The 23,420-nt window shown below is 45.2% G+C and carries 24 protein-coding genes; 21 read left to right on the top strand and 3 right to left on the bottom strand.

Features of this window, described 5'->3' with window-relative positions; genetic code table 11:
• Positions 1-62 precede the first annotated feature (62 nt).
• Both pth and ACHUFW_RS16935 read right to left on the bottom strand, forming a co-directional pair.
• Positions 63-650, bottom strand: coding sequence for an aminoacyl-tRNA hydrolase (gene pth / locus ACHUFW_RS16940; RefSeq protein WP_394204647.1), 588 nt, complete (start codon positions 648-650; stop codon positions 63-65).
• Between the two features lie 315 nt (positions 651-965).
• Positions 966-2,156, bottom strand: coding sequence for an FAD-dependent oxidoreductase (locus ACHUFW_RS16935; RefSeq protein WP_394204645.1), 1,191 nt, complete (start codon positions 2,154-2,156; stop codon positions 966-968).
• 161 nt (positions 2,157-2,317) lie between these two features.
• Here ACHUFW_RS16935 and ACHUFW_RS16930 point away from each other — a divergent pair, with 161 nt between their 5' ends.
• The 7 genes from ACHUFW_RS16930 to ACHUFW_RS16900 all read left to right on the top strand — a co-directional run bounded on the left by ACHUFW_RS16930 (position 2,318) and on the right by ACHUFW_RS16900 (position 8,785).
• A complete protein-coding gene (locus ACHUFW_RS16930) occupies positions 2,318-2,632 on the top strand; it encodes a hypothetical protein (RefSeq protein ID WP_394204643.1) in 315 nt (104 codons plus the stop codon).
• 98 nt (positions 2,633-2,730) lie between these two features.
• Positions 2,731-4,155 (top strand): tRNA (N6-isopentenyl adenosine(37)-C2)-methylthiotransferase MiaB, encoded by a 1,425-nt coding sequence (miaB, locus tag ACHUFW_RS16925; protein ID WP_394204641.1) that lies wholly within the window; start codon positions 2,731-2,733, stop codon positions 4,153-4,155.
• 149 nt (positions 4,156-4,304) lie between these two features.
• Positions 4,305-5,348 carry a PhoH family protein gene (locus ACHUFW_RS16920; protein ID WP_394204639.1) on the top strand — a complete coding sequence of 348 codons (1,044 nt, stop codon included), beginning with the start codon at positions 4,305-4,307 and terminating at the stop codon, positions 5,346-5,348.
• Positions 5,338-5,805: an rRNA maturation RNase YbeY gene (gene ybeY / locus ACHUFW_RS16915; RefSeq protein ID WP_394204637.1), complete on the top strand. Its 468-nt coding sequence runs from the start codon at positions 5,338-5,340 to the stop codon at positions 5,803-5,805. The genes ACHUFW_RS16920 and ybeY overlap by 11 nt, the downstream gene beginning before the upstream one ends.
• A 25-nt stretch (positions 5,806-5,830) precedes the next feature.
• The gene (gene corC, locus ACHUFW_RS16910) at positions 5,831-6,709 is read left to right on the top strand and encodes a CNNM family magnesium/cobalt transport protein CorC (RefSeq protein ID WP_394204635.1); all 879 of its coding nucleotides are present in this window, start codon (positions 5,831-5,833) and stop codon (positions 6,707-6,709) included.
• Positions 6,710-6,742: 33 nt separating this feature from the next.
• On the top strand, positions 6,743-8,287 hold the full coding sequence (lnt, locus tag ACHUFW_RS16905; protein WP_394204633.1) for an apolipoprotein N-acyltransferase: 1,545 nt from the start codon (positions 6,743-6,745) through the stop codon (positions 8,285-8,287).
• Positions 8,288-8,305: 18 nt separating this feature from the next.
• Positions 8,306-8,785 (top strand): prepilin-type N-terminal cleavage/methylation domain-containing protein, encoded by a 480-nt coding sequence (locus ACHUFW_RS16900; RefSeq protein ID WP_394204632.1) that lies wholly within the window; start codon positions 8,306-8,308, stop codon positions 8,783-8,785.
• Between the two features lie 9 nt (positions 8,786-8,794).
• Here the strand turns inward: ACHUFW_RS16900 and ACHUFW_RS16895 are convergent, their stop codons facing one another.
• The gene (locus tag ACHUFW_RS16895; RefSeq protein ID WP_394204630.1) at positions 8,795-9,295 is read right to left on the bottom strand and encodes a zinc ribbon-containing protein; all 501 of its coding nucleotides are present in this window, start codon (positions 9,293-9,295) and stop codon (positions 8,795-8,797) included.
• Positions 9,296-9,415: 120 nt separating this feature from the next.
• Between ACHUFW_RS16895 and leuS the strand changes: the two genes are divergently transcribed.
• The 14 genes from leuS to lipA all read left to right on the top strand — a co-directional run bounded on the left by leuS (position 9,416) and on the right by lipA (position 23,341).
• Positions 9,416-11,995, top strand: a complete 2,580-nt coding sequence (gene leuS / locus ACHUFW_RS16890; RefSeq protein ID WP_394204629.1) for a leucine--tRNA ligase — start codon at positions 9,416-9,418, stop codon at positions 11,993-11,995.
• A 26-nt stretch (positions 11,996-12,021) separates the two neighbouring features.
• Positions 12,022-12,516, top strand: a complete 495-nt coding sequence (locus ACHUFW_RS16885; RefSeq protein WP_394204627.1) for an LPS-assembly lipoprotein LptE — start codon at positions 12,022-12,024, stop codon at positions 12,514-12,516.
• Positions 12,516-13,547, top strand: coding sequence for a DNA polymerase III subunit delta (gene holA / locus ACHUFW_RS16880; protein ID WP_394204625.1), 1,032 nt, complete (start codon positions 12,516-12,518; stop codon positions 13,545-13,547). Before ACHUFW_RS16885 ends, holA begins: the two co-directional genes overlap by 1 nt.
• A gap of 1 nt (position 13,548) precedes the next feature.
• A complete protein-coding gene (gene nadD / locus ACHUFW_RS16875) occupies positions 13,549-14,181 on the top strand; it encodes a nicotinate-nucleotide adenylyltransferase (protein ID WP_394204623.1) in 633 nt (210 codons plus the stop codon).
• Between the two features lie 115 nt (positions 14,182-14,296).
• Positions 14,297-14,626, top strand: a complete 330-nt coding sequence (gene rsfS, locus ACHUFW_RS16870) for a ribosome silencing factor (RefSeq protein ID WP_394204621.1) — start codon at positions 14,297-14,299, stop codon at positions 14,624-14,626.
• Positions 14,626-15,096 carry a 23S rRNA (pseudouridine(1915)-N(3))-methyltransferase RlmH gene (rlmH, locus tag ACHUFW_RS16865; protein ID WP_394204619.1) on the top strand — a complete coding sequence of 157 codons (471 nt, stop codon included), beginning with the start codon at positions 14,626-14,628 and terminating at the stop codon, positions 15,094-15,096. The genes rsfS and rlmH overlap by 1 nt, the downstream gene beginning before the upstream one ends.
• A gap of 78 nt (positions 15,097-15,174) precedes the next feature.
• The gene (gene mrdA / locus ACHUFW_RS16860) at positions 15,175-17,028 is read left to right on the top strand and encodes a penicillin-binding protein 2 (RefSeq protein ID WP_394204617.1); all 1,854 of its coding nucleotides are present in this window, start codon (positions 15,175-15,177) and stop codon (positions 17,026-17,028) included.
• Positions 17,028-18,134, top strand: a complete 1,107-nt coding sequence (rodA, locus tag ACHUFW_RS16855) for a rod shape-determining protein RodA (RefSeq protein ID WP_394204615.1) — start codon at positions 17,028-17,030, stop codon at positions 18,132-18,134. The genes mrdA and rodA overlap by 1 nt, the downstream gene beginning before the upstream one ends.
• Before the next feature lie 14 nt (positions 18,135-18,148).
• Positions 18,149-19,156: a lytic murein transglycosylase B gene (gene mltB / locus ACHUFW_RS16850; protein WP_394204613.1), complete on the top strand. Its 1,008-nt coding sequence runs from the start codon at positions 18,149-18,151 to the stop codon at positions 19,154-19,156.
• Positions 19,157-19,942 carry a septal ring lytic transglycosylase RlpA family protein gene (locus tag ACHUFW_RS16845; protein ID WP_394204611.1) on the top strand — a complete coding sequence of 262 codons (786 nt, stop codon included), beginning with the start codon at positions 19,157-19,159 and terminating at the stop codon, positions 19,940-19,942.
• Between the two features lie 131 nt (positions 19,943-20,073).
• Complete coding sequence (locus tag ACHUFW_RS16840) at positions 20,074-21,246, top strand: serine hydrolase (RefSeq protein ID WP_394204609.1); 1,173 nt, start codon at positions 20,074-20,076, stop codon at positions 21,244-21,246.
• A 126-nt stretch (positions 21,247-21,372) separates the two neighbouring features.
• Complete coding sequence (ybeD, locus tag ACHUFW_RS16835; RefSeq protein WP_394204607.1) at positions 21,373-21,639, top strand: DUF493 family protein YbeD; 267 nt, start codon at positions 21,373-21,375, stop codon at positions 21,637-21,639.
• An 84-nt stretch (positions 21,640-21,723) separates the two neighbouring features.
• Positions 21,724-22,383, top strand: coding sequence for a lipoyl(octanoyl) transferase LipB (gene lipB / locus ACHUFW_RS16830; RefSeq protein ID WP_394204605.1), 660 nt, complete (start codon positions 21,724-21,726; stop codon positions 22,381-22,383).
• On the top strand, positions 22,376-23,341 hold the full coding sequence (gene lipA, locus ACHUFW_RS16825; protein WP_394204603.1) for a lipoyl synthase: 966 nt from the start codon (positions 22,376-22,378) through the stop codon (positions 23,339-23,341). Before lipB ends, lipA begins: the two co-directional genes overlap by 8 nt.
• Positions 23,342-23,420: the final 79 nt, after the last annotated feature.

The raw sequence follows: 23,420 nt of genomic DNA, 5'->3' as shown, positions 1-23,420 counted from the left end.
ACCTTTAATCAATTAATAACGGCATAATGCCGAAGACTTCGCAATGCAATAGCCTTGCTTATTTAACCCGCTTTGAAGGAATGCAACCTGTGCATTGCCTTACTCATATCTTCTTTAAATAATATTTCAGTCGCTCGTACCGCTTCATCGACCACTTCATCAATAAAGCGTTGCTCAGTTGCAGGGGCTTTACCCAGTACAAAACCACTGACTAGATTCTTGTCACCTGGGTGACCTATGCCAATCCGCAAACGATAGAAACCTTTGTTATTAGCCAATTTTGCAATGATATCTTTCAAACCATTATGGCCACCGTGGCCGCCACCAAGTTTAAATTTAGCCACGCCTGGGGGCATATCAAGCTCATCATGAGCAACTAAAATCTCTTCAGGCTCAATACGAAAAAAGTTGGCTAATGCAGCTACTGATTTACCACTGAGATTCATAAAGGTGGTAGGAATCAATAACCGAACATCTCTTCCTTGCAAGGTCACGCGAGCAGTAAGGCCAAAATACTTACTGTCTGGCACTAACGTTGCCCCTAATGTTCTCGCCAGTTCATTCACATACCAAGCGCCAGCGTTATGACGAGTCCGCTCATACTTTTCACCAGGGTTGGCAAGGCCGACAATTAACTTAATATTACTCATAACAGCGCAAATTCTCTTAGTATCAGAGGCAATAAAACGCGGCATTTTAGCACTCAATCTAGTTAGCAACAAATTAGTTGTCGCCTAAATAAACAAAGTGGCGAGATTTAGCAGAAACTAATGAAAGGTTTTGGGATAAAAATTATTCGGCGACATAATTCTTGGCGCATCGAAAATGGGATGGTTAGGCGTTCTCATCAACAGCACACGCAAAAGGTTATCAAAGCCCTCGGTCAAATGTTGATTTGTTCGAGGGCTATTTATGTAAGGCTGTTAGCAAGGGATTCGCACTATCACGTAATTTATATCGGCTTCCTAGCCTAACCCCATGGCATATTTGAGGACTTTACGCTTGATAGGGCCATCAATATTCGCCAACTTTAACGCGCTATTACGCAGTAACTTAAGTGGCGTTAAATCATTACTGAAACTGGCATAGAATAGGTCCATGGTAGACATCATCAGCTGATTGTCAAAATAGCGACTTTGCTGATATTGCTTTAATTGGCTCAGCGCCCACCAAGGCTCGCCCACTTTTATCGCCTGCTCGACCATCGTAATGAGGGCAGCCACATCTTTAAAACCTAAATTAACCCCCTGGCCTGCCAACGGGTTGATGGTGTGGGCCGCATCCCCTACCAGCACCAAATTTTCAGCACAATAAGATTGCGCATGGCGACGCGTCAATTTAAAGCTGGCTTTATCAATCACGGTAAATTGTTTATCTAAACGATCTGGAAAATGCTGCGTAATCTGCTGGGCTAAACTGCTATTTGACAAGTTAGCCAATTGGGCGATTCGTGCGGCATCGTCATACCAAACTAATGACGCATGTTTACCGGGTAGTGGCAGCAGCGAGCGCGGCCCATTTGGCGTAAATTGCTGCCAAGTAACATCTTGCTGCTCAACCTCAGTCGCAATATTGATTAACATGGCACTCTGACCGTAGTCCCAACCTGTTAATCCAATATTTGCCCACTGACGAACTTGAGAGTTAGCACCATCGGCACCGACCAGCAGCTTAGCCTGCAATTTACGCTGGTCGTCCAGCGTGAGCAAAACGCCATCAGGTAATGCCGTTATAGTGTCAACTTTAGATGGACAAAACAGTTCAATATCTAAGTCATGCTCGAAGCAACGCCACAATGCCAATTGAATAAGGCGATTTTCGACAATATGCCCAAGGTGGGCAGAGCCTACTTGGTCTGCATGAAACTGGGTAATGCAACCATCTAATTCCCAAGTTTCTAACCCTCGGTATGGTGCCTTACGCATCTTTGCTAAGTAGGGCATTGCACCTAATTGCTCCAAAAGCCGCTCAGATGCCACACTAATGGCGGAAACACGAATGTCTAAAGCTTGTTCTTGCTCATAGGCCTGTGGGCGATATGCATCAACCACCGCGACGGATAAACCGAGCTTTGCCAAACCAATAGCTGCAGCAGCTCCAACCATGCCGCCACCAACAACGACTACATCTTTTTGCAATGCTTGGCTCACCTTCATTTATCTCCACAGGGACAAAATATGTCAAAATTATTCAATCAGTCAGAAGATGTTGCTATACCGTCATATCTCACACTTATTTACAATGACAACATAAAACACTTCATTTACTGCTTTACACTAGGATTTCATTCGAAGTTCGACCTGTTAAGGAGAGACAGATGAAATCAGTTGCAAAGTCGTTATCAATGGCAATGATACTCTTAACCGCGACACTATCAACTGCAGCTCATGCAGAAATGAAACCCGCCGCAATGGAAACCATCACTGTCACGTATCGTGATCCGGTTAATTATGCCTTATACAGCTATACCCAGGAAACATTAGCATTGCAGCGTTGGGAAGTTGAGCAAGGAATTATTGAATTTGCGCGCAGAAGTTCAACAGCACTTGCTGCCAACTATCTGAATCCAGACAATAATCAAGCTAATGCACTAGCAGTTAAACTTGGTGTTGAACCAATCAAAACCGAGTAATTTAGCGTTTACTGAGCGTAAAAGCTGGTCAGTCAACCATCGAAAGGGTAGAATATCGCGCTATTTTTTCCATGGTTGCAACTAGTGGCGCAAGAGTAATGAGCAAAAAACTCCATATTAAGACGTGGGGCTGTCAGATGAACGAATACGATTCATCAAAAATGGCTGACCTGCTAGATGATTATCAAGGTTACACCTTGACTGAAGAAGCTGAAGAAGCAGATGTATTACTGCTCAACACCTGTTCTATACGCGAAAAAGCGCAAGAAAAGGTGTTCCACCAGCTTGGTCGCTGGAAAACACTAAAAGATAAGAATCCTAACCTTATTATTGGTGTTGGTGGCTGTGTTGCGTCACAAGAAGGTAAAGCGATTAAAGAGCGAGCCCAATGTGTTGACCTTATTTTTGGTCCACAAACCTTGCACCGTTTGCCTGAAATGATTGACCAAATTCAGCAAGGCGGCAAAGCGGTTATTGATGTCAGCTTCCCTGAAATTGAGAAATTTGACCGCCTGCCTGAGCCTCGTGCAGAAGGCCCAAGCGCGTTTGTGTCAATTATGGAAGGTTGCAGTAAGTACTGCTCATTCTGTGTTGTGCCTTATACGCGTGGTGAGGAAGTGAGTCGCCCACTGGATGATATTATCTTAGAGATTGCACAGCTTGCTGAGCAAGGCGTACGTGAAGTTAACTTACTTGGGCAAAACGTCAACGCCTATCGTGGTGCCACTCACGATGATGACATCTGCACCTTTGCAGAGTTACTGCGTTATGTCGCTGCCATTGATGGTATTGACCGTATTCGCTTTACCACCAGCCACCCAATTGAGTTTACTCAAGATATTATCGATGTATACGAAGACACCCCTGAATTAGTCAGCTTCCTTCATCTGCCAGTACAGTCTGGTTCAGATCTGATCTTGACCCAGATGAAGCGTGGCCATATGGCATTGGAGTATAAGTCGATTATTCGCCGCCTGCGTAAAGCCAGACCTGATATTCTGATTAGCTCGGATTTCATTATTGGTTTCCCTGGTGAATCAAAGCAAGACTTTGCCGACACCATGAAACTCATTGAAGACGTGCAATTTGACCATAGCTTTAGCTTTATCTATAGCGCTCGTCCAGGCACGCCCGCGGCCGACCTGCCCGATGACGTGTCTCTAGCAGAGAAAAAAGAGCGTTTAGCGATACTGCAAGATCGCATTACTCAACAGGCGATGCGTTACAGCCGTCAAATGCTGGGCACGGTGCAGCGTATTTTGGTTGAAGGCCCTTCAATTAAAAATCCAATGGAGCTGCGTGGCCGCACAGAGAACAACCGTGTGGTGAACTTTGAAGCCTCCCACAAACACATTGGTAGCTTTGTGGATGTTGAAATTGTTGATGTTTACACCAACTCTTTACGTGGCGAGTTTATTCGTGGTGAAGATGAGATGGACTTACGTCGTGATTTGCGCCCATCAGACATCCTGGCAAAACACAAAAAAGATGATGACCTAGGCGTGACTCAATTTACCCCTTAACCTATCAGTTAATGGAATAAAAATGGCGGCATTGTGCCGCCATTTTTCGCTCAGTTCCTGCGTCAGGCCAAAATAGCAATAGCAATTGCGCGACATGGCTCGTAAACTGTAATGACAGACACTATGACAAATCATTTGGAGCAATTTTTTTGTCAAACAAGTTAACTACGCTGAATTTATACCTAGAGCCCTCAGATAACCGCAGGCTCGCCTCACTTTGTGGTCCATTTGATGACAACATAAAGCAGCTTGAGCGCCGGATCGGCGTTGAAATCAGTTATCGTAACAATCACTTCCAAATTGTTGGTCAAGCAAGAAATTGCCTAACGGTAAATAACTTACTGAAGCAGCTCTATATCGAGACTCAGCCAGTACAAGGCTCTACACCAGATTTGGAGCCAGATAAAGTACATATAGCGATACAAGAAGCTGTTGCATTGGAAGCGGAAACGCCTCGTGATGATAAAGAGCTATATATTAAGACCAAGCGCGGTGTCATCAAGCCTCGCAATCCCAATCAAAGTGATTATGTCGCCAATATTGTGCGTCATGATATTACGTTTGGTATTGGCCCTGCGGGCACAGGTAAAACCTATCTCGCTGTAGCTGCCGCAGTTGATGCGTTAGAGCGCCAGGAAGTACGCCGTATTCTGCTCACTAGACCTGCAGTTGAAGCTGGTGAGAAACTGGGTTTCTTACCGGGTGATTTAAGTCAGAAAGTCGACCCTTATTTACGTCCCTTGTATGACGCATTATTTGAAATGCTCGGCTTTGAAAAAGTGGAGCGCCTCATCGAGCGTAACGTCATTGAAGTCGCACCGCTTGCCTATATGCGCGGCCGCACCCTAAACGATGCCTTTATTATTCTTGATGAAAGCCAAAACACCACGGTTGAGCAAATGAAAATGTTCTTAACCCGTATTGGTTTTAATTCACGCGCGGTCATCACCGGTGACATCACCCAAATTGACTTACCTAAGCATCAAAAGTCGGGGCTAAGACATTCAATAGAAGTATTGAATAAGGTTGAAGAAGTTAGCTTCAATTTCTTCCAAGCTAAAGATGTCGTCCGTCATCCAGTGGTTGCACGTATCGTCGAGGCTTATGAAGAACATGAGCAACAGCTCGCCTCTGAAAAAGCCAAGCGCGAAAGTCAGTACAAACAAGCCGAGTCTGCAGCCCATGACGCCTAAGCTGACACTGGATTTAGATCTGCAATATGCCTATGACGATGGGCAACTCCCTGAGCGTGAAAGTTTTGAACTTTGGGTCAAAACCGCACTCAGAGATACCATGGCACATGCAGAGTTAACCATTCGCATTGTTGATGAGCAAGAAAGTCAAACATTAAACCACAGCTATCGTGGCAAAGATAAACCCACTAATGTGTTATCTTTTCCATTTGAAGCGCCTGCAGAAATCGATATTCCCTTACTTGGGGATCTTGTAATCTGCGCGCCAGTGGTTAAAAATGAAGCAGTAGAACAAGGTAAAACCCTAACAGCACATTGGGCGCACATGGTTGTACATGGTTGCTTGCATCTGCTAGGGTATGACCATATTGAAGACGATGAAGCTGAACAAATGGAATCATTAGAAACCCTTTTAATTCAGCAACTAGGCTTTGACAATCCATATAAGGAACAATAGTTGGTCTACGGACCAAGAGAATATTATGAGTGACGATATCCCACCGAGTACCAACGCCCAGAAGAAGGGCTGGTTAGAAAAAGTAAGTCAGTTATTCCAGGGCGAACCTCAAAGTCGCGATGAGCTTGTGGAAGTGATACACGATGCAGAGCAACGTGAAGTCATTACCGAAGATACTCGCGAAATGATTAAAGGTGTTTTAGAGGTATCAGATTTGCGCGTGCGAGACATTATGATCCCACGCGCGCAGATTGTAGCACTAAAAATAGACAACACAGTTGAAGAGCTTATTTCAACGGTGATCAGCTCAGCACATTCACGCTTCCCCGTCGTCAATGAGGATAAAGACCACATTGAAGGCATTTTGCTAGCTAAAGATCTCATCCAATATGGTTTTAAAGACACCGACGAGCCTTTTGAGCTCAGCCAAGTCATCCGCCCAGCGGTTGTGGTGCCTGAAAGCAAACGTGTCGACGTACTACTGAAAGAGTTTCGCTCGCAACGCTATCATATGGCCATTGTGGTTGATGAATATGGCGGTGTTTCAGGTCTAGTCACTATTGAAGACATTCTTGAAGAGATAGTCGGTGATATCGAAGATGAGTTTGACCACGATTCTGCGGAAGAAACCGAAATCAGAAAGATCAGCAAGCAAGTGTATATGCTCAAAGCATTAACACCTATTGAAGATTTCAACCAAGCATTCAATACTGAGTTTAGTGACGAAGAGTTCGATACTGTTGGTGGATTAGTCTCCCATGCGTTTGGCCATTTACCCGCACGCAATGAGAAAATCACCATTGAGGGGATTGAATTTAAAGTCATTAATGCTGACACTCGCCGGTTAATTCAGCTCAGAGTTAAACTGCCAGAAGTACAACCGCAAGAAACAGAGGCTCAATAGAGCCTCTATCTCCACAGCTTTACAAGAGAGCCCATGGGATTATTCAGCCGCCTCGCAGGCATACATCCAATCGTTAATTATTTATTTGCCTATCTAATCGGTGCCAGTACGGCGCTCTCTTTTGCTCCCTATGGCTATTGGCCCATATACATCGTTGCCTTGGCCACCGCGCTTTACCATAGCCAGGCGCTGCCGTCTAAATCTGCATTTAAGTATTGGCTCAGCTTTGGCTTTGGGTGTTTCAGTGTCGGCATAAGCTGGGTGCATGTCAGTATGGCCGACTACGGCGGTATGCCACTGATTGCATCGATGGCGCTGATGGCGCTGTTAGCGCTATATCTGGCGCTTTATCCAGCATTAGCAGGCTACCTCACCCAAAGGTATGCATATAGCAGTACCTGGCGCAATCTGCTGTTATTTCCGGCTTGGTGGGTCGTCCTCGAGTGGGCTCGCGGCTGGGTATTGACTGGCTTTCCATGGTTATGGGCCGGATATAGCCAAACCCATGGCCCGTTGGCACCACTGGCCAGTATTATCGGCGCATTGGGACTAACTTATCTCATCGCTTTGATTGCCGGCGCCCTCGCCTTGGTGGCGCAAAAACAACTTAAACCTATTATCGCCATCACCGCGGTATTAACTTTATCGACCTATGCAGTGGTGCAAACAAACCCCATTAGTCGCAATGGTGACAGTGTCAATGTGGCATTGGTGCAAGGCAATATCGCCCAAAGCATGAAATGGGAACCGGATGCACTTTGGCCAACCATGGTCAAATACATGGATTTGTCGCGCCAGTCTTTAGCCGAAACGGATATTTTCATTTGGCCAGAAGCTGCGATTCCCGCGCCCGAATATATGGTGAAGGACTTTTTGGACAATGCCAATAAAGTGGCCAATCTCAATAATAGCGCCATTATCACCGGCATTATTAGCCACAGAGATGACGACTTCTACAATTCGTTGATCGTATTAGGCAATCACGACCAAAAACAACAGATTGATGCCAGTTATGTTGGCGATGGGGCCAACGAGTTCCGTAAACATCATTTGTTGCCCATCGGTGAGTTTGTGCCATTTGAAGATATTTTACGACCGTTGGCACCATTTTTTAACTTACCCATGTCATCGTTCGCCCGCGGCGATTACCAGCAGCCTAACCTCAGCGCTTTAGGTTACCAGTTAACCCCGGCTATCTGTTATGAAATTGCCTTTCCAGAGCAAGTCCGCGCCAATTTAACTGAGCAAACAAATTTATTAATGACCGTATCAAACGACGCTTGGTTTGGTAGTTCCAATGGGCCACTTCAACATATGGAAATTGCGCAAATGCGCGCGATTGAGTTTGGTAGACCCCTATTACGTTCAACCAATAATGGCGTCACTGCTGTGGTGGATGAACAGGGAAACATTACCCACCAGCTGCCTCAGTTTGAAACCGGTGTGCTTACCGCAACAGTGCCCTTGGTTAGCGGCACAACCGTTTTTACCCGCCTGGGTGAGTGGCCGATATTATTGCTGTCTATGCTGATGTTAATCAGTGCTACCTTGGTGTCGCTGCGCCGAAAAATAAAATAGAAGAGAAGTTGTTGTCACATGAAGTTAAATGGATTTACCCTCATTGAATTAGTCGTGGTTATTGTCGTTCTAGCCATTTTAGCCATTGTCGCCGCCCCCAAGTTTATCGGTTTAAGCACTGAAGCACGCATAGAAGCGATAAACCAAATCCAAGCGAGCACCAAAACCGCCAATAGCTTAGTTTATGCTAAATCACAGATGGCAAACCTAACCACCCAGGCGGTATCTGGTCGCAGTGACTTGCTCGATATTGATGTCGACGGTGATGGCAATATCGACACCCGTCTACTGCGTGGCTACCTTGATAATACCGACATCGAAAAATGGTTAGATCTCGATGACATTTTTGTCATCGAATACCAAGGCATCCACTTCACTTACATCGGCTATGACGACAATGGAAACGGCAGAGTCTCTGACGATCTCTGCTACTTCCGATACCAACAAGCCAATGAAACCAGTAAACCACAATATACGACCACTGAAACCGGTTGTTAATCGATAAAATTAAGGCGTTAGTGCTTCACGGATAAACTCCTCGCTGTCGCATTGCGGACAATCAGGGATCACACCGGGAAACTCTATTTTCATTTCGTGATTACAGCCGGTGCAAACTAGGATACCTTGGCCAACAATTTCACCGCTTTGGTACACACCTTGGTGTTTAAAGTCCTGTGCGACTTCATGCCACTCAACTTGACTACGGTCGGTGATTTCACTTAACCAATGCCACAGGGTATTTTCAACAGCGATAACTGTAGGGCTATGACCTAAGTCGTGGGCATTTTTCTCTTGTAAGTAGTTAGCGATGTCACGTTTTAAAAATTGTTCAACTAATGCCAGTTCATTCTCTTTGGCTTGTTCCTTGAGTACTAAGAACTGTTTACTCGTGGTAACCGTTTTATATAACTCCTTTACAGTCATAGAGTTATCAGACAAATATTCTGATTTAACCTGCGCAATCAGAGCCTCATAAAGCGCCAGTAATTCACTACTTCGTTCACTCATGTTAAATACTCCTTAATGCGAACCTTTTTAATGACTCACTTCTAGTTTATTCTATGCAGATCTAACTCGCGCGGAAAGTGCGCAAGATCAAATAATAGGCGGCCTGGCCGGGAAACATCAATGCAAGAGCAATATTTACCTTCTGAAATTGAAGCTAAGGTGCAGCAGCACTGGCAAGATAAAAAAACATTTGAAGTCACTGAAGACGAGAGCAAAGAAAAATATTACTGCCTTTCTATGTTCCCATACCCATCAGGTCGACTGCACATGGGACATGTTCGTAACTACACCATCGGTGATGTGGTTGCCCGTTACCAACGCCTGCAAGGTAAAAACGTTCTTCAACCTATTGGTTGGGACTCATTTGGCCTGCCTGCAGAAAATGCGGCTATCAAGAACAAAGCTGCACCTGCACCTTGGACCTATGAAAACATCGACTACATGAAAAACCAGCTAAAAATGCTGGGCTTTGGTTATGACTGGTCACGCGAAATCGCTACTTGCACGCCTGAGTACTATCGTTGGGAACAATGGTTTTTCACCAAGCTTTATGAAAAAGGTTTAGTTTACAAGAAGACCTCATCCGTTAACTGGTGTCCAAACGATGAAACCGTATTAGCGAACGAGCAAGTTATCGATGGTGCTTGCTGGCGCTGTGATACCACAGTTGAACAAAAAGAGATCCCGCAGTGGTTTATTAAAATCACCGACTATGCCGATGAGCTTCTAAGTGACATCGACAAGCTTGATGAGTGGCCTGAGCAAGTTAAGACCATGCAACGTAATTGGATCGGCCGCAGTGAAGGCATTGAAATGACCTTCCAAGTTGCCGACAGTGACGAATCTTTCGACATCTACACAACACGACCTGATACGGTCATGGGTGTAACCTATGTTGCTATTGCTGGTACTCACCCACTGGCAGAAAAGGCCGCAGCCAACAACCCTGAGCTAGCAGCATTTATCGAAGAGTGTAAAAACGCCGACACCACTGAAGCAGCAATGGCTGCGATGGAAAAGAAAGGCGTCGATACCGGACTTAAAGCGATACATCCGTTGACAGGAAAACTGGTTCCAGTTTGGGCAGCTAACTTCGTATTAATGAACTACGGTACGGGCGCTGTTATGTCAGTACCAGGTCACGACCAACGTGATTATGAGTTCGCGACTAAGTATGGTCTTGCCATTGAAGGGGTTATTAAGCCTGCAGATGGAGAGCTAGATATCAGCGAAGCTGCCTATACTGAAAAAGGCATTTTATTTAACTCTGGCGAGTTTGATGGATTAGACTTCCAAGCCGCCTTTGACGCAATTGATGCAAAACTATCAAGTGAAGGCAAAGGTAAGCGTCAAGTGAATTTCCGCTTACGCGACTGGGGCGTATCACGCCAACGTTACTGGGGTGCCCCAATTCCAATGGTTACCCTAGCAGACGGCAGTGTCATCCCAACACCAGAAGATCAGCTTCCTGTCATACTGCCAGAAGATGTGGTGATGGATGGCATCCAAAGCCCAATCAAAGCAGATAAAGAGTGGGCTAAGACTACAGTAAATGGTCAAGAAGCATTTAAAGAAACAGATACCTTTGATACCTTCATGGAGTCTTCTTGGTACTACGCACGTTATTGTAGCCCTGATGCTGACCAAATGTTGGATCCAGCTAAGGCCAACTATTGGTTGCCAGTAGACCAATACATCGGTGGTATTGAGCATGCTTGCATGCACTTATTGTATTTCCGCTTCTTCCACAAGTTACTGCGTGATATTGGTTTAGTTGACTCAGATGAGCCAGCTAAGCGCTTGCTAACTCAAGGTATGGTATTGGCTGATGCCTATTACTACACCAACGACAAAGGCGCTCGCGTGTGGGTATCACCGTCAGATGTAACCGTACTAGAAACTGACGACAAAGGTCGCACAACCAAAGCGGTAGACAGCGAAGGTCATGAGTTGGTTTATACCGGCATGAGCAAGATGTCTAAGTCGAAAAACAATGGTATCGATCCACAAGAGATGGTCGATAAATATGGCGCAGATACCGTACGTTTGTTTATGATGTTTGCAGCACCACCAGAGCTTACACTAGAGTGGCAAGAGTCGAGTGTTGAAGGGGCTCATCGCTTTATCAAGCGTCTTTGGAAACTTGCGCACGATCATATCAGTGCAGGTGCAACCGTCGCGCTTGATGTGAAATCCCTCGACAGTAACCAAAAAGCATTACGTCGTGAGTTACATAAGACCATTGCTAAGGTGGGTGATGATATTGAACGTCGTCAGATGTTCAACACCGCAATCGCGTCCATCATGGAATTGATGAATAAGCTACAAAAAGCGCCAACGGCTACCGAGCAAGACCGTGCATTGTTAACTGAGGCACTATCTGCTGTAGTACGCTTATTGTATCCGATTATTCCTCACACTAGCTTCTGTCTATGGAACGAACTTGGCCATGAAGGTGCAATTGAAGACAGCCTATGGCCTGAGGTTGACGAGTCTGCATTGGTTGAAGACAGCAAACTGATTATCGTCCAAGTAAATGGTAAATTACGTGCGAAAATCACAGTGGCAGCCGACGCGACTAAAGAGCAGGTAGAACAAGCAGGTCTTGCTGAAGAAGGTGTACAGAAACACACTGACGGCAAAACTGTACGTAAAGTTATTTATGTCCCTGGTAAGCTACTTAACATTGTAGCGAACTAACAACGAAAGGAACGCACGCGTAGCTTATGCTAATTAAACGCTTATGTTTCGTCATGATAGCGCTGAGCATTATGCTCAGCGCTGGCTGTGGCTTTAAACTACAACGCAGTTACTCTATTCCTGATGAGCTAAAATCATTGCATTTGAGCAGTCCTGATGAATACAGTGAACTTAGTCGCTTGGTACGTGAACGCTTAAGACTGAGTAGCGTCGCTTTGGTGGAAGGCGGTGATGATGTCGCAACCTTGCGCATAGTGAAAGACTCACTTGACCGTTCTACCCTATCGCTCTACCCAACGGGCAATGTGGCCGAGTATGAGTTAACCTACCATGTCACGTTTGCAGTTAAACTGCCACAACAGGAAATCCAACCATTTACCGTTGATATTCATCGAGATTATCTAGATGATCCGCGAACGGCACTGGCAAAAAGTCGTGAGATGGAGTTGCTACTAAAAGAGATGCGCATTCAAGCGGCAGATCAGATGATCCAAACCCTTGCTTCTCTTGAGACTAAGTAATGCGGGTTTACCCAGACCAACTGACCAAACACCTTAATCAGCTTAAACCGGTGTACCTTATTTTTGGCGACGACCCTTGGTTAACAGACCAATGTCGTCGCCAAATTCTTGATACTGCGCGCCATCAGGGCTTTGAAGAAAACATCCAGCTTTATCAAGAATCGGGCTTTGATTGGTCAACTTTGGTTGATGAGTGGCAATCGATGAGCTTGTTTGCCAGTCGCCGGATTATCGAGTTGACTTTGCCACAGGCAAAACCTGGGGCTGATGGCAGTAAAACTTTTAGCCAACTACTAAGTACCAATAACCCCGATACAATATTACTGTTAAAAGGGCCAAAACTTGCTGCTGAACAAACAAAAAGCAAGTGGTTTAAAGCTTTGGACAGTGACGGTCTCTATATTCCCTGCGCCACACCTGAAGGCCCTCAATTCCAGCGCTGGTTAGATGGCAGAATAAATCATTATCAACTGCGCCTAAGCCAAGATGCGCGCACCATGCTCACAGCACTTTATGAGGGCAATCTGCTGGCTGCGGACCAAGCACTGCAATTATTGTGTTTGCTTAGCCCAAATGATGTTGTCGATACCGAGCAGTTAACGGCCTATTTCGAAGACCAATCACGCTTTTCGGTATTTCAGCTTGCCGATACCTTACTCAATAATCAACAAGATAAAGCCCAGCACATACTCAGCCAGTTACAAGCTGAAGGCGTGGCTATGCCTATCTTATTATGGAGTTTATTTAAAGAGCTAAACTGTCTACTGACATTAAAGTCGGCCCAACAACGAGGCGAACAACTTCACGGGTTATGGCAAAAAATGCGCATTTGGGACAAGCGTAAAAACCTTTATCAAGGTGCACTGCAACGGCTTGAGTTAAAGCACATTGAACATATGCTTGCAGTAACCTCAACCATAGAGCGAAAGTTAAAGTCTCAAGGCCAAGAAGACTGGGTAGCCATGAGCCATTTGTGTCTATTATTTGATGCAAACGCCCATCAAGCACTCGCTCATATCGAAGTGGACTGAAATGAAAATCGGTATTTTAGGCGGAACGTTTGATCCCATTCACTTTGGTCACATTCGTCCTGCACTGGCTGTATTAGCTCAACTCAACCTCGACAAAATATGGCTTATGCCAAATCATATCCCTCCCCATAAGACGGGCACCCATACCACAACACAACAACGTATGGAGATGGTAGAGCTTGTCGCTCAACAATACCCACAATTAGCCCTATGTGATATCGAAGCTCAGCGGTCAACACCGTCATACAGCGCCGAAACATTAGCGCAACTGGCTAAGCAATACCCACAACATACCTTTGTGTTTATCATGGGCACCGATTCCTTTGTCAATTTGGATAAGTGGTATCAATGGCAATCGCTATTTGATCATTGCCACATTGCTGTGTGTGAGCGCCAAGGTTGGCAATTGTCTGCCGATAGCATCATGGCAAAAGAGCTTAAACAACGGCAAATATTGGCTGAACAACTCCAGCATCAGCACAATGGCGGCATCATTATTGCTAACGTCGATAAGCAACCATACTCGTCAACTTGGGTACGCGAAAAGCTCGCTAAAAATCAAAGTATTACCCAGGCAGTTCCTGCTGATGTTATTGACTACATCAAGCTGCATCATTTATATCAGTCAGCTTGAGCCTGACCTAGATTAAGCTCAATGAAAATTAATCTGTGAAACACAGCCAGTTCGAGCATTAGCCTTGAGAACCTGTTATACTGCTTCGCTGTTTGAAATGAATGAGGAAATACGCGTGCAAAGCGCCGAGCTAAAACAGTTTGTCATAGATAAAATCGAAGACCTTAAAGCAAAAGATATCGTTGTACTTGACGTGAATGAGCAATCAAATGTTACTGATTTCATGGTCATTTGTTCTGGTACATCTAAAACCCACGTTAAAGCAATTGCTGAAAATGTCGTGGTAGAATCGAAGCGTGCAAACGTACATATCAATGGCGTAGAAGGCCGTGATAGTAGCGAATGGGTACTGGTAGATTTAGGCGATGTCATTTTACATGTCATGCAAGATCAAACCCGTGACTTTTATCAGCTTGAAAAACTGTGGTCTGAAAAACCAGAATAATGAAATTACAGTTAGTCGCTGTCGGGACCCGTATGCCCAAATGGGTCACCCAAGGATTTGAAGAATACCAACGTCGCTTTCCCCGCGATTTGGCCTTTGAGTTAATCGAAATCCCCGCAGGAAAAAGAGGCAAAAATGCAGATATCGCACGGATTCTGCATAAAGAGGGAGAGCAGATGTTAGCTGCTATTCCCAAGGGAAATCATATCGTCAGTCTTGATTTACCTGGGAAGAATTGGACGACGCCTGAACTAGCGACTCAACTTAACCGCTGGCAACTCGATGGAAGAGATGTGTCTCTGCTCATCGGTGGTCCAGAAGGTTTAGCACCAGCATGCAAACAAGCTGCAAGCCAAAGTTGGTGCCTATCGGCATTGACGATGCCGCATCCTTTAGTTCGGGTCATGGTTGCTGAAAGCCTATACCGTGCTTGGAGCATAAATAATAACCATCCCTACCATAGAGAATAGCCACCCAGCAATGTGGGTTGCATAGAGCAGGAATGGACAATGACCCCTTTTTTTGTGACACAACTGGAGACGGTATAATTGGCGCCAAGAAAACGGATGGCAATGCACGACCATGCTGCCGAAGCTTCGCTTTTTAAACGCAGAGCCATCTTCACCTTTGTCTGTGTAGTTCTGCTACTTTCTGTACTACTCGTCAATCTTTACCACTTACAAATCTTATCGTTCAAAGACTACGACACGCGCTCTAACGATAACCGTATTCGTGTCGTACCTGTCGCCCCGAGTCGCGGGTTGATATATGACAGGCACGGACAATTACTGGCAGAGAATCAGCCATTTTTCTCATTAGAAATGGTACCGGAAAAGGTCAAAGACATTCCGGCAACCCTAACTGCGTTAAGTAAAGTGATTGAGCTAGATGATGAAGCTCAGCAAGATATTCTTGATTCATTAAAATATCATCGCCGCTTTAAACCACTCACCATCAAAAACCGTCTTACGGAAACCGATGTTGCAGAATTCAGCGTTAACCAGCATGAATTTCCGGGGATCTCCGTTGAAGCAGGTCTAAAACGTCATTACCCCCATAATGAGCTAATGACCCACGTACTTGGCTATGTCGGACGCATCAATGACAGAGACCAAAACGCGCTACAAAATGCGGGACAATGGAAAAACTACGCAGCCACCAAAGATATTGGTAAACAAGGCATAGAAAAGTTTTATGAAAGCCTACTACACGGCAAGCCTGGCCACTTAGAAGAGGAAGTTAATAATCGCGGCCGTACCATTCGCACACTAAAATCGGTGGAGCCCGAGCCAGGCCAAGACATCTACTTAACTTTGGATTTGAAGCTGCAACAAAAAGCCATGGAGATTCTCAATGGTCGCAGAGGGTCTATTGTCGCCATAGATCCCCGCGACGGCGGCGTATTGGCAATGGTATCCAGCCCTAGTTACGATCCCAATAAATTTGTCCACGGGATTAGCTCAAAAGCCTATAGCGCATTACTTAATGACAGCTCGCGGCCACTGATTAACCGTGCAACACAAGGACAATATGCGCCAGCTTCTACGGTAAAACCCCATATCGCCTTAATGGGCCTTGAAGAAGGTACCATTACTGAAAAAACCCGTGTTTGGGATCCTGGATTTTGGCAAATTCCTGGCGTTGACCGTAAATATCGAGATTGGAAGCGTTGGGGACATGGCTGGGTAGATGTGAATCATGCCATTGTTGAGTCTTGTGATACTTACTTCTATGACTTAGCGTATAAAACGGGTGTCGATAAGATCTCGCAATTTATGCAACCTTTCGGTTTTGGTGAACGAACGGGTATCGACATATTTGAGGAGTCAGCAGGCATCATGCCTTCCCGTGACTGGAAACGCATGCGTTACAACCAACCTTGGTATATTGGCGACACGATTTCAGTGGGAATTGGGCAGGGTTATTGGACAACAACACCACTGCAGTTGGCTAATGCCGCGGTGATCATGGCCAACAAAGGTAAACGTTACGTGCCTCATCTGCTAAGGTCGATAAAAGACAGTACCGCCAAGATTGACTCGCCCATTGATGAGATGGCGCCCATTGTGCTGAAAAATCCCCATAACTGGGACATTATCAATGAATCGATGAAGAACACCGCTCATAAATCTCGCTTTGTTGATGCCGGGTATACCGCAGCCATGAAAACCGGTACTGCACAGGTCTTTAGCGTAGCAGAAGATGAGAAGTATGATGCTGACACTGTTGCTGAACATCTTAGAGATAATGCTTTGATTATCGCCTATGCCCCGTATGAAAATCCAACCATTGCCTTGGCCGTAGTACTAGAAAACGCCGGTTGGGGTGGCGCGAATGCAGGCCCAGTAGCACGTGCATTATTAGATGAATATATCCTCCGCGATACTTGGAGAACGCAATAATGGGTGGCCATAACCAAAGACCTAATATCTGGCAACGATTACATATTGATTTGCCGTTATTAATAGGCTTACTCGCCCTAATGGCTTATGGCCTAGTGGTGATCTATTCTGCCGGTGGTGAAGATCCGGCGCTGTTAGAGCGGCAACTGGTACGTATAGGTCTGTCATTAGGGATCATGTTCGTGGTGGCCCAGATTAACCCTGAGGTCCTTAGACGTTGGGCATTTCCCATCTATATCATGGGGATCATCTTATTGCTCGGGGTACACTTTTTTGGTGAAATCAATAAAGGCGCTCAGCGTTGGTTGAACTTAGGTTTTATGGAGTTTCAACCGTCTGAGCTGATAAAACTGGCTTTCCCAATCACCATGGCATGGTATATCAGTAAGTTTCCACTTCCGCCCAAAAAGCGCCATTTAATGGGCGCTGGTGTGATCTTACTGGTCCCCACTTTACTCATTGCAAAGCAACCCGACCTAGGTACCTCTATTTTGGTTGCAGCGTCAGGCATTTTCGTGCTGTTTTTATCGGGTATGAGTTGGCGCATTGTCGGCACATTTGTTGGCGGTGTATTAGCCATGCTCCCTGTGTTGTGGTTCTTCCTCATGCACGACTACCAAAGGACACGAGTATTAACTCTACTCGATCCAGAAAAAGATCCGCTTGGTGCAGGCTATCATATTATTCAATCCAAAATTGCCATTGGTTCTGGCGGCTTGTCAGGTAAAGGTTGGCTGCAAGGCTCGCAGTCACAGTTAGAGTTTTTACCAGAGCGTCATACCGACTTTATTTTTGCTGTCATCGGTGAAGAGTTTGGCCTGATTGGTAGCCTAATCCTACTGGCGCTTTATCTTTATGTTATTGGTCGTGGTTTGGTTATTGCGTCTCGGGCGCAAACGAGTTTTGCCCGTTTGCTAGCGGGTAGCATTATTTTGACCTTCTTTGTCTACATATTCGTTAATATTGGCATGGTATCAGGGCTACTACCTGTGGTTGGCGTGCCATTGCCCCTTATCAGTTATGGTGGTACATCAATGCTGACATTGATGACCGGATTTGGCATTCTAATGAGTATCCATACTCACCGACGATTTATAGACAGATAATAAAGGATAAGACGTTGAAATTAATCCGCCGATTTGTAGCGCCATTGTCTTTTGCGCTTATAAGTTTTTCAGCTGTATCCGCTGCCAATGTGATCCCAGCAGATGGTGATATAAGCGAATTAAAAGCCGCCTTTTTTAAAGCTCAACAGCAGCAAGGTTTTGAGCAAGCAGATATTCAACAGTTTTTTGACAACGCCCAATATGAGCAAAAAGTGATAGACGCCATCACTACCCCCTGGGAAGCGAAGCCCTGGCATCAATACTATCCAATATTTCTTACTGACAAACGCTTAGAAAAGGGCTTAGCATTTTGGCGTGAACACCAACAAGTGATCACTAAAGCCGCAGATGAGTTTAATGTCGACCCACAAATCATCGTCGCTATTATAGGTATTGAGACCTTTTATGGCGGATATATGGGCAACTACCCAGTCAAAGATGCGCTATTTACATTAGGGTTTTATTACACGCCACGAGCGGACTTTTTTAGACGAGAATTTGGTCATCTACAGAAGCTCGTTGAAGAAGAGCAGCTCGATATCAATCAACTCAAAGGCTCCTATGCCGGCGCGATGGGGTTCGGTCAATTTATCCCTTCCAGTTACCGCGCCTATGCGGTTGACTTTGATAAAGATGGCAAACGAGATCTACTCAACAGCACCACAGATGCGATAGGCAGCGTAGCCAACTACTTTCACCAGCATGGCTGGCAACGCGGTGCGCCTGTAACGCTAGCATTAACTGCCGATCCCCGAACAGATGATGTTACGCTTTGGGACAACAAAAAGCCGCGTTATCAAGTGAAAGATATCCTTTCGCCTGACGCATCACTTAAGCAATCAATCGATATTGATGTCACTCAAAAAGCCATCGTCGTTGAACTCGAGCAAGCTGACCACAGTGAATTTTGGTTAGGTCTTAATAACTTTTACGTGATAACAAGATACAACCGCAGCCCGTTATATGCCATGGCGGTTTATCAATTTAGCGAGCAACTAAAAGCCGCATTTGAGGCCCAATAAATGACACAACTTGCCTGCTTAATCGCCGTAATAATGATACTCAGTGCCTGCTCTAGTAGCCCCAGCGGCCGCTACAGTATGTCTAACGACAAAGCCCCAAGTAACGCACCAGATGTATCCAAAGTTGAAGATGCTCACCCCAAATATGAGCCCTATAGCCGCGGTGGTAACAAAAGCAATTACACCGTATTAGGTAAAACCTACCAAGTCTTAGATAGCGGTAGGGGCTACGAGGCAACGGGCGTTGCATCTTGGTATGGCGCTAAGTTTCATGGCCATTTAACCTCTAATGGTGAAACCTATGACATGTACTCCATGTCAGCTGCACATAAATCACTGCCACTGCCCAGCTATGTAAAAGTAACCAACTTAGCCAACGATAAAACCGTGATAGTTCGCGTCAACGATCGCGGCCCGTTTCACGATAACCGCATCATCGATCTGTCTTATGCCGCGGCTCATCGTCTTGATATGCTCAAAACTGGCACAGCCAATGTCCACCTCTCTGTGATCTATATCGAAAGCCCTGAGTCAATGGCACTTGCACAACTCAAAGATCCTAAACAGCAGCATTACATCCAAATTGTCGCCTCATCAGACAAACAGCGAATCAATGCGCTAGCCGAAAAGCTCAAAAGCCAATATTCTGTGGAAGCCCGCACCGTGGCCCAAGACTCACTCTACAAGTTACAGCTCGGCCCTATTGGTCAACAGCAACTCGCAATTGAACTCAATAAAGAGCTCAAGCAAAGTGGTTACCCACAAAGCTACATCATCACCGAGTAGTGCGAGTAAATAATGGTCTATTTAGCCAAAGATTAATGAACCTTCACTGATTTCATTGGTCGACTAATGGTATACTCGCGCTATTCTCAGCTTATTTTTCGCATTCAACTAAATAAGACGCACTCAGTAATATGAAATTGATTAATCAAAGTATAAAAACACTCTTGTTTGCTGCCTCTTTTACAGTGGCCGGTGTTCAAGCTGCCCCTGTAGTGACTCCTGATGCTCCAAAAGTCGCCGCTAAAGCCTTCGTATTGATGGACTATCACACAGGACAGATTATTGCTGAAGAAAATGCCTACGAAAGTCTTAACCCTGCCAGCTTGACCAAAATGATGACGAGTTATGTGATTGGTCATGAAATTAAGGTTGGTAACATTTCACCAGAAGATAAAGTCACCATCAGTAAAAATGCCTGGTCGAAAAATTTTCCTGATTCTTCAAAAATGTTCATTGAAGTGGGTAAGCAGGTCAGCGTTGATGACCTAAACCGCGGTATTATCATTCAATCAGGTAATGATGCCTGCGTTGCAATGGCTGAGCATATTGCCGGCACAGAAGATGCGTTTGTAGACCTAATGAACTCATGGTCAAAGCAGTTGGGAATGCAAGATAGCTATTTTGAAAACTCCCATGGACTCGATTCAGACAATCATAAAACCACCGCTTATGATATGGCGATATTGGGCGCTGCACTGATCCGAGACGTGCCTGAAGAGTATCGTGTATACGCCGAAAAATCATTCACCTACAACGGCATTAAGCAATACAACCGTAACGGACTGTTATGGGATAAGAGCATGAACGTTGATGGAATTAAAACCGGCCATACTTCGGGTGCTGGTTTTAACTTAGTCACGTCGGCAACCAAAGACGGTATGCGTTTAATTACTGTCGTTATGGGTACAGCGAGTGAATCTGCACGAAAAGCTGAAAGCAAAAAGCTACTTAATTATGGCTTCCGCTTTTTTGAAACCATCACGCCATATAAAGCCGGTGACAGTTTTGTCAGTCAAAAAATTTGGTATGGCGACAAAGATGCCGTTGAGTTAGGTGTTACCACCGATACCCCTATCACCATCAATCGTGGCCAAGCTAAAAACTTACAGGCGAACTTTGAGCTAAATAAAGAGCTGACCGCGCCGCTAGCCAAAGGTGAAACCGTAGGACGCATCTACTTCCAGCTTAACGGTAAAGATATTGCCCAATTCCCACTTGTTACGCTAGAAGCGGTAGAAGAAGGCAGCTGGTTTAGCAAACTAATGGATTACTTCAAACAACTATTTGCGGGTTGGTTTGGCTAATAAGCACCTAACGAAATCAAAGCCACCTACGGGTGGCTTTGTTGTTTTTAGGTATCTTTACCTTGAAAAAGGTATAATCGGCACCATATATGCAGCCATAACCGTACGAACCCAAGAGAGTTAACCATGTTAGATACTAAATTCGATGAGCTGATGGAGTTTCCAGCGTCATTTCCTTTTAAAGTGGTTGGTGATGCCAGTGAAACCTTAGCTGATAGCGTTGTTGCTGTCGTACAAAAGCATGTCCCAGGTGACTATGCCCCCACCACAAAAGCATCGAGTAAAGGCACTTACTACTCCATTACCATTCGCGTAACGGTAAACAGTAAAGAGCAAGTTGAAACCTTGTATACCGAACTTGCCGCAATTGAAGGCGTAAAACGCGTACTTTAATTCAACAAAGTGTGATCTAGATTACATTTCGTCAAGATGGGGCGTATAATACGCCCACTTAATGTCTTAGGGGAGAGGTTGCCCTTGCAAGAACGTCCACTTCATATTCGCCATTTAGGTCGCCAAGACTATGAAAAAGTCTGGCATGCTATGCAGCATTACACCGATAATCGAGACGCTGATAGCCAAGATGAGTTATGGATTGTCGAACACAACCCGGTATTTACTCAAGGCCAAGCAGGCAAGAGTGAACATATTCTCAACCCGGGTGACATTCCGGTTATTCAGGTCGACCGAGGTGGTCAAGTGACCTACCATGGACCTGGCCAACTGGTGGTTTACCCTCTGCTAGATATTAAAAGATTAAAGATAGGCGTAAGACAATTAGTCACAGATATCGAACAAAGCATCGTGCAGATGTTAGCCCAGTATGATATTGAAGCTTATGCCAAGGCAGATGCGCCAGGTGTCTACATTGATGAGCGAAAAGTCGCTTCGTTAGGTCTGCGCATTCGCAAAGGTTGCTCGTTCCATGGGCTGGCATTAAATGTCGACATGGACATGAGTCCTTTCCAAAGAATTAACCCTTGTGGGTATGCTGGAATGGAGATGATCCAGTGTAAAATGATTAATGGTCCGCAAACAGTTAAGGAAGCGGGAGACCAATTAGTCGCTCAGTTTAGCCAAATCCTAGGCTACCAAGAACTTGTTCATCATCAAGGATTAGCACCGTCATATGAATAGGCCAGAAAGATTACAACCCGGCGTAAAGTTGCGTGATGCAGATAAAGTCTCACGCATTCCTGTTAAAGTCGTGCCTTCAGAACGTGAAAACATGCTGCGTAAACCTGACTGGCTAAGAGTTAAACTACCAGCATCTAGCCAACGTATTGATGACATTAAAAGCGCATTGCGTAAAAATGGCCTGCACTCGGTATGTGAAGAAGCCTCTTGCCCTAACCTTGCAGAGTGTTTTAATCATGGAACTGCCACCTTCATGATCCTCGGCGCCATTTGTACTCGTCGCTGTCCATTTTGCGATGTTGCCCATGGCCGACCATTAAAACCCGATGCTGAGGAGCCAAAGAAACTGGCTCAAACCATCAAAGATATGAAGCTTAAGTACGTGGTTATCACTTCAGTGGATCGCGATGATCTTCGTGATGGGGGGGCACAACATTTTGCCGATTGTATTCGCGAAATTCGCATACTAAACCCTGAAATCAAGATTGAGATCTTGGTGCCTGATTTCCGCGGACGCATCGATGCAGCGCTCGATATCTTAGCCACTGAGCCACCTGATGTATTTAACCATAACCTTGAAACAGCGCCTAAGCACTACCGTAAAGCTCGTCCTGGAGCGAACTACCAATGGTCGCTGGATCTGCTGAAGAAATTTAAGCTGCGCCACCCAAATGTACCAACCAAATCAGGGTTAATGATGGGACTGGGTGAAACCAATGAGGAGATTGCACAAGTCTTACAGGATCTGCGTGCCCACGATGTAGAAATGCTCACCTTGGGTCAATATTTGCAGCCATCAAAGTTCCACTTACCAGTTGAACGCTACGTGCCACCGGCAGAGTTTGATGAGTTACGCGAATTTGCTGAAAAAATTGGTTTTACTCATGCAGCATGCGGCCCAATGGTACGCTCGAGCTATCATGCTGATTTACAAGCTCAAGGCAAAGAAGTTAAATAAGTCCTATGACTAGTCCTGAAATAGGTTGACACTTTTTTCAGTTTAAAACGCTCGATGAACTTCATCGGGCGTTTTGTAT

It is taken from the genome of Shewanella waksmanii (genome assembly GCF_043643685.1).
Taxonomy (GTDB): Bacteria; Pseudomonadota; Gammaproteobacteria; order Enterobacterales; family Shewanellaceae; genus Shewanella; species Shewanella waksmanii_A.
This window is presented reverse-complemented; position numbering and strand designations above follow the sequence as displayed.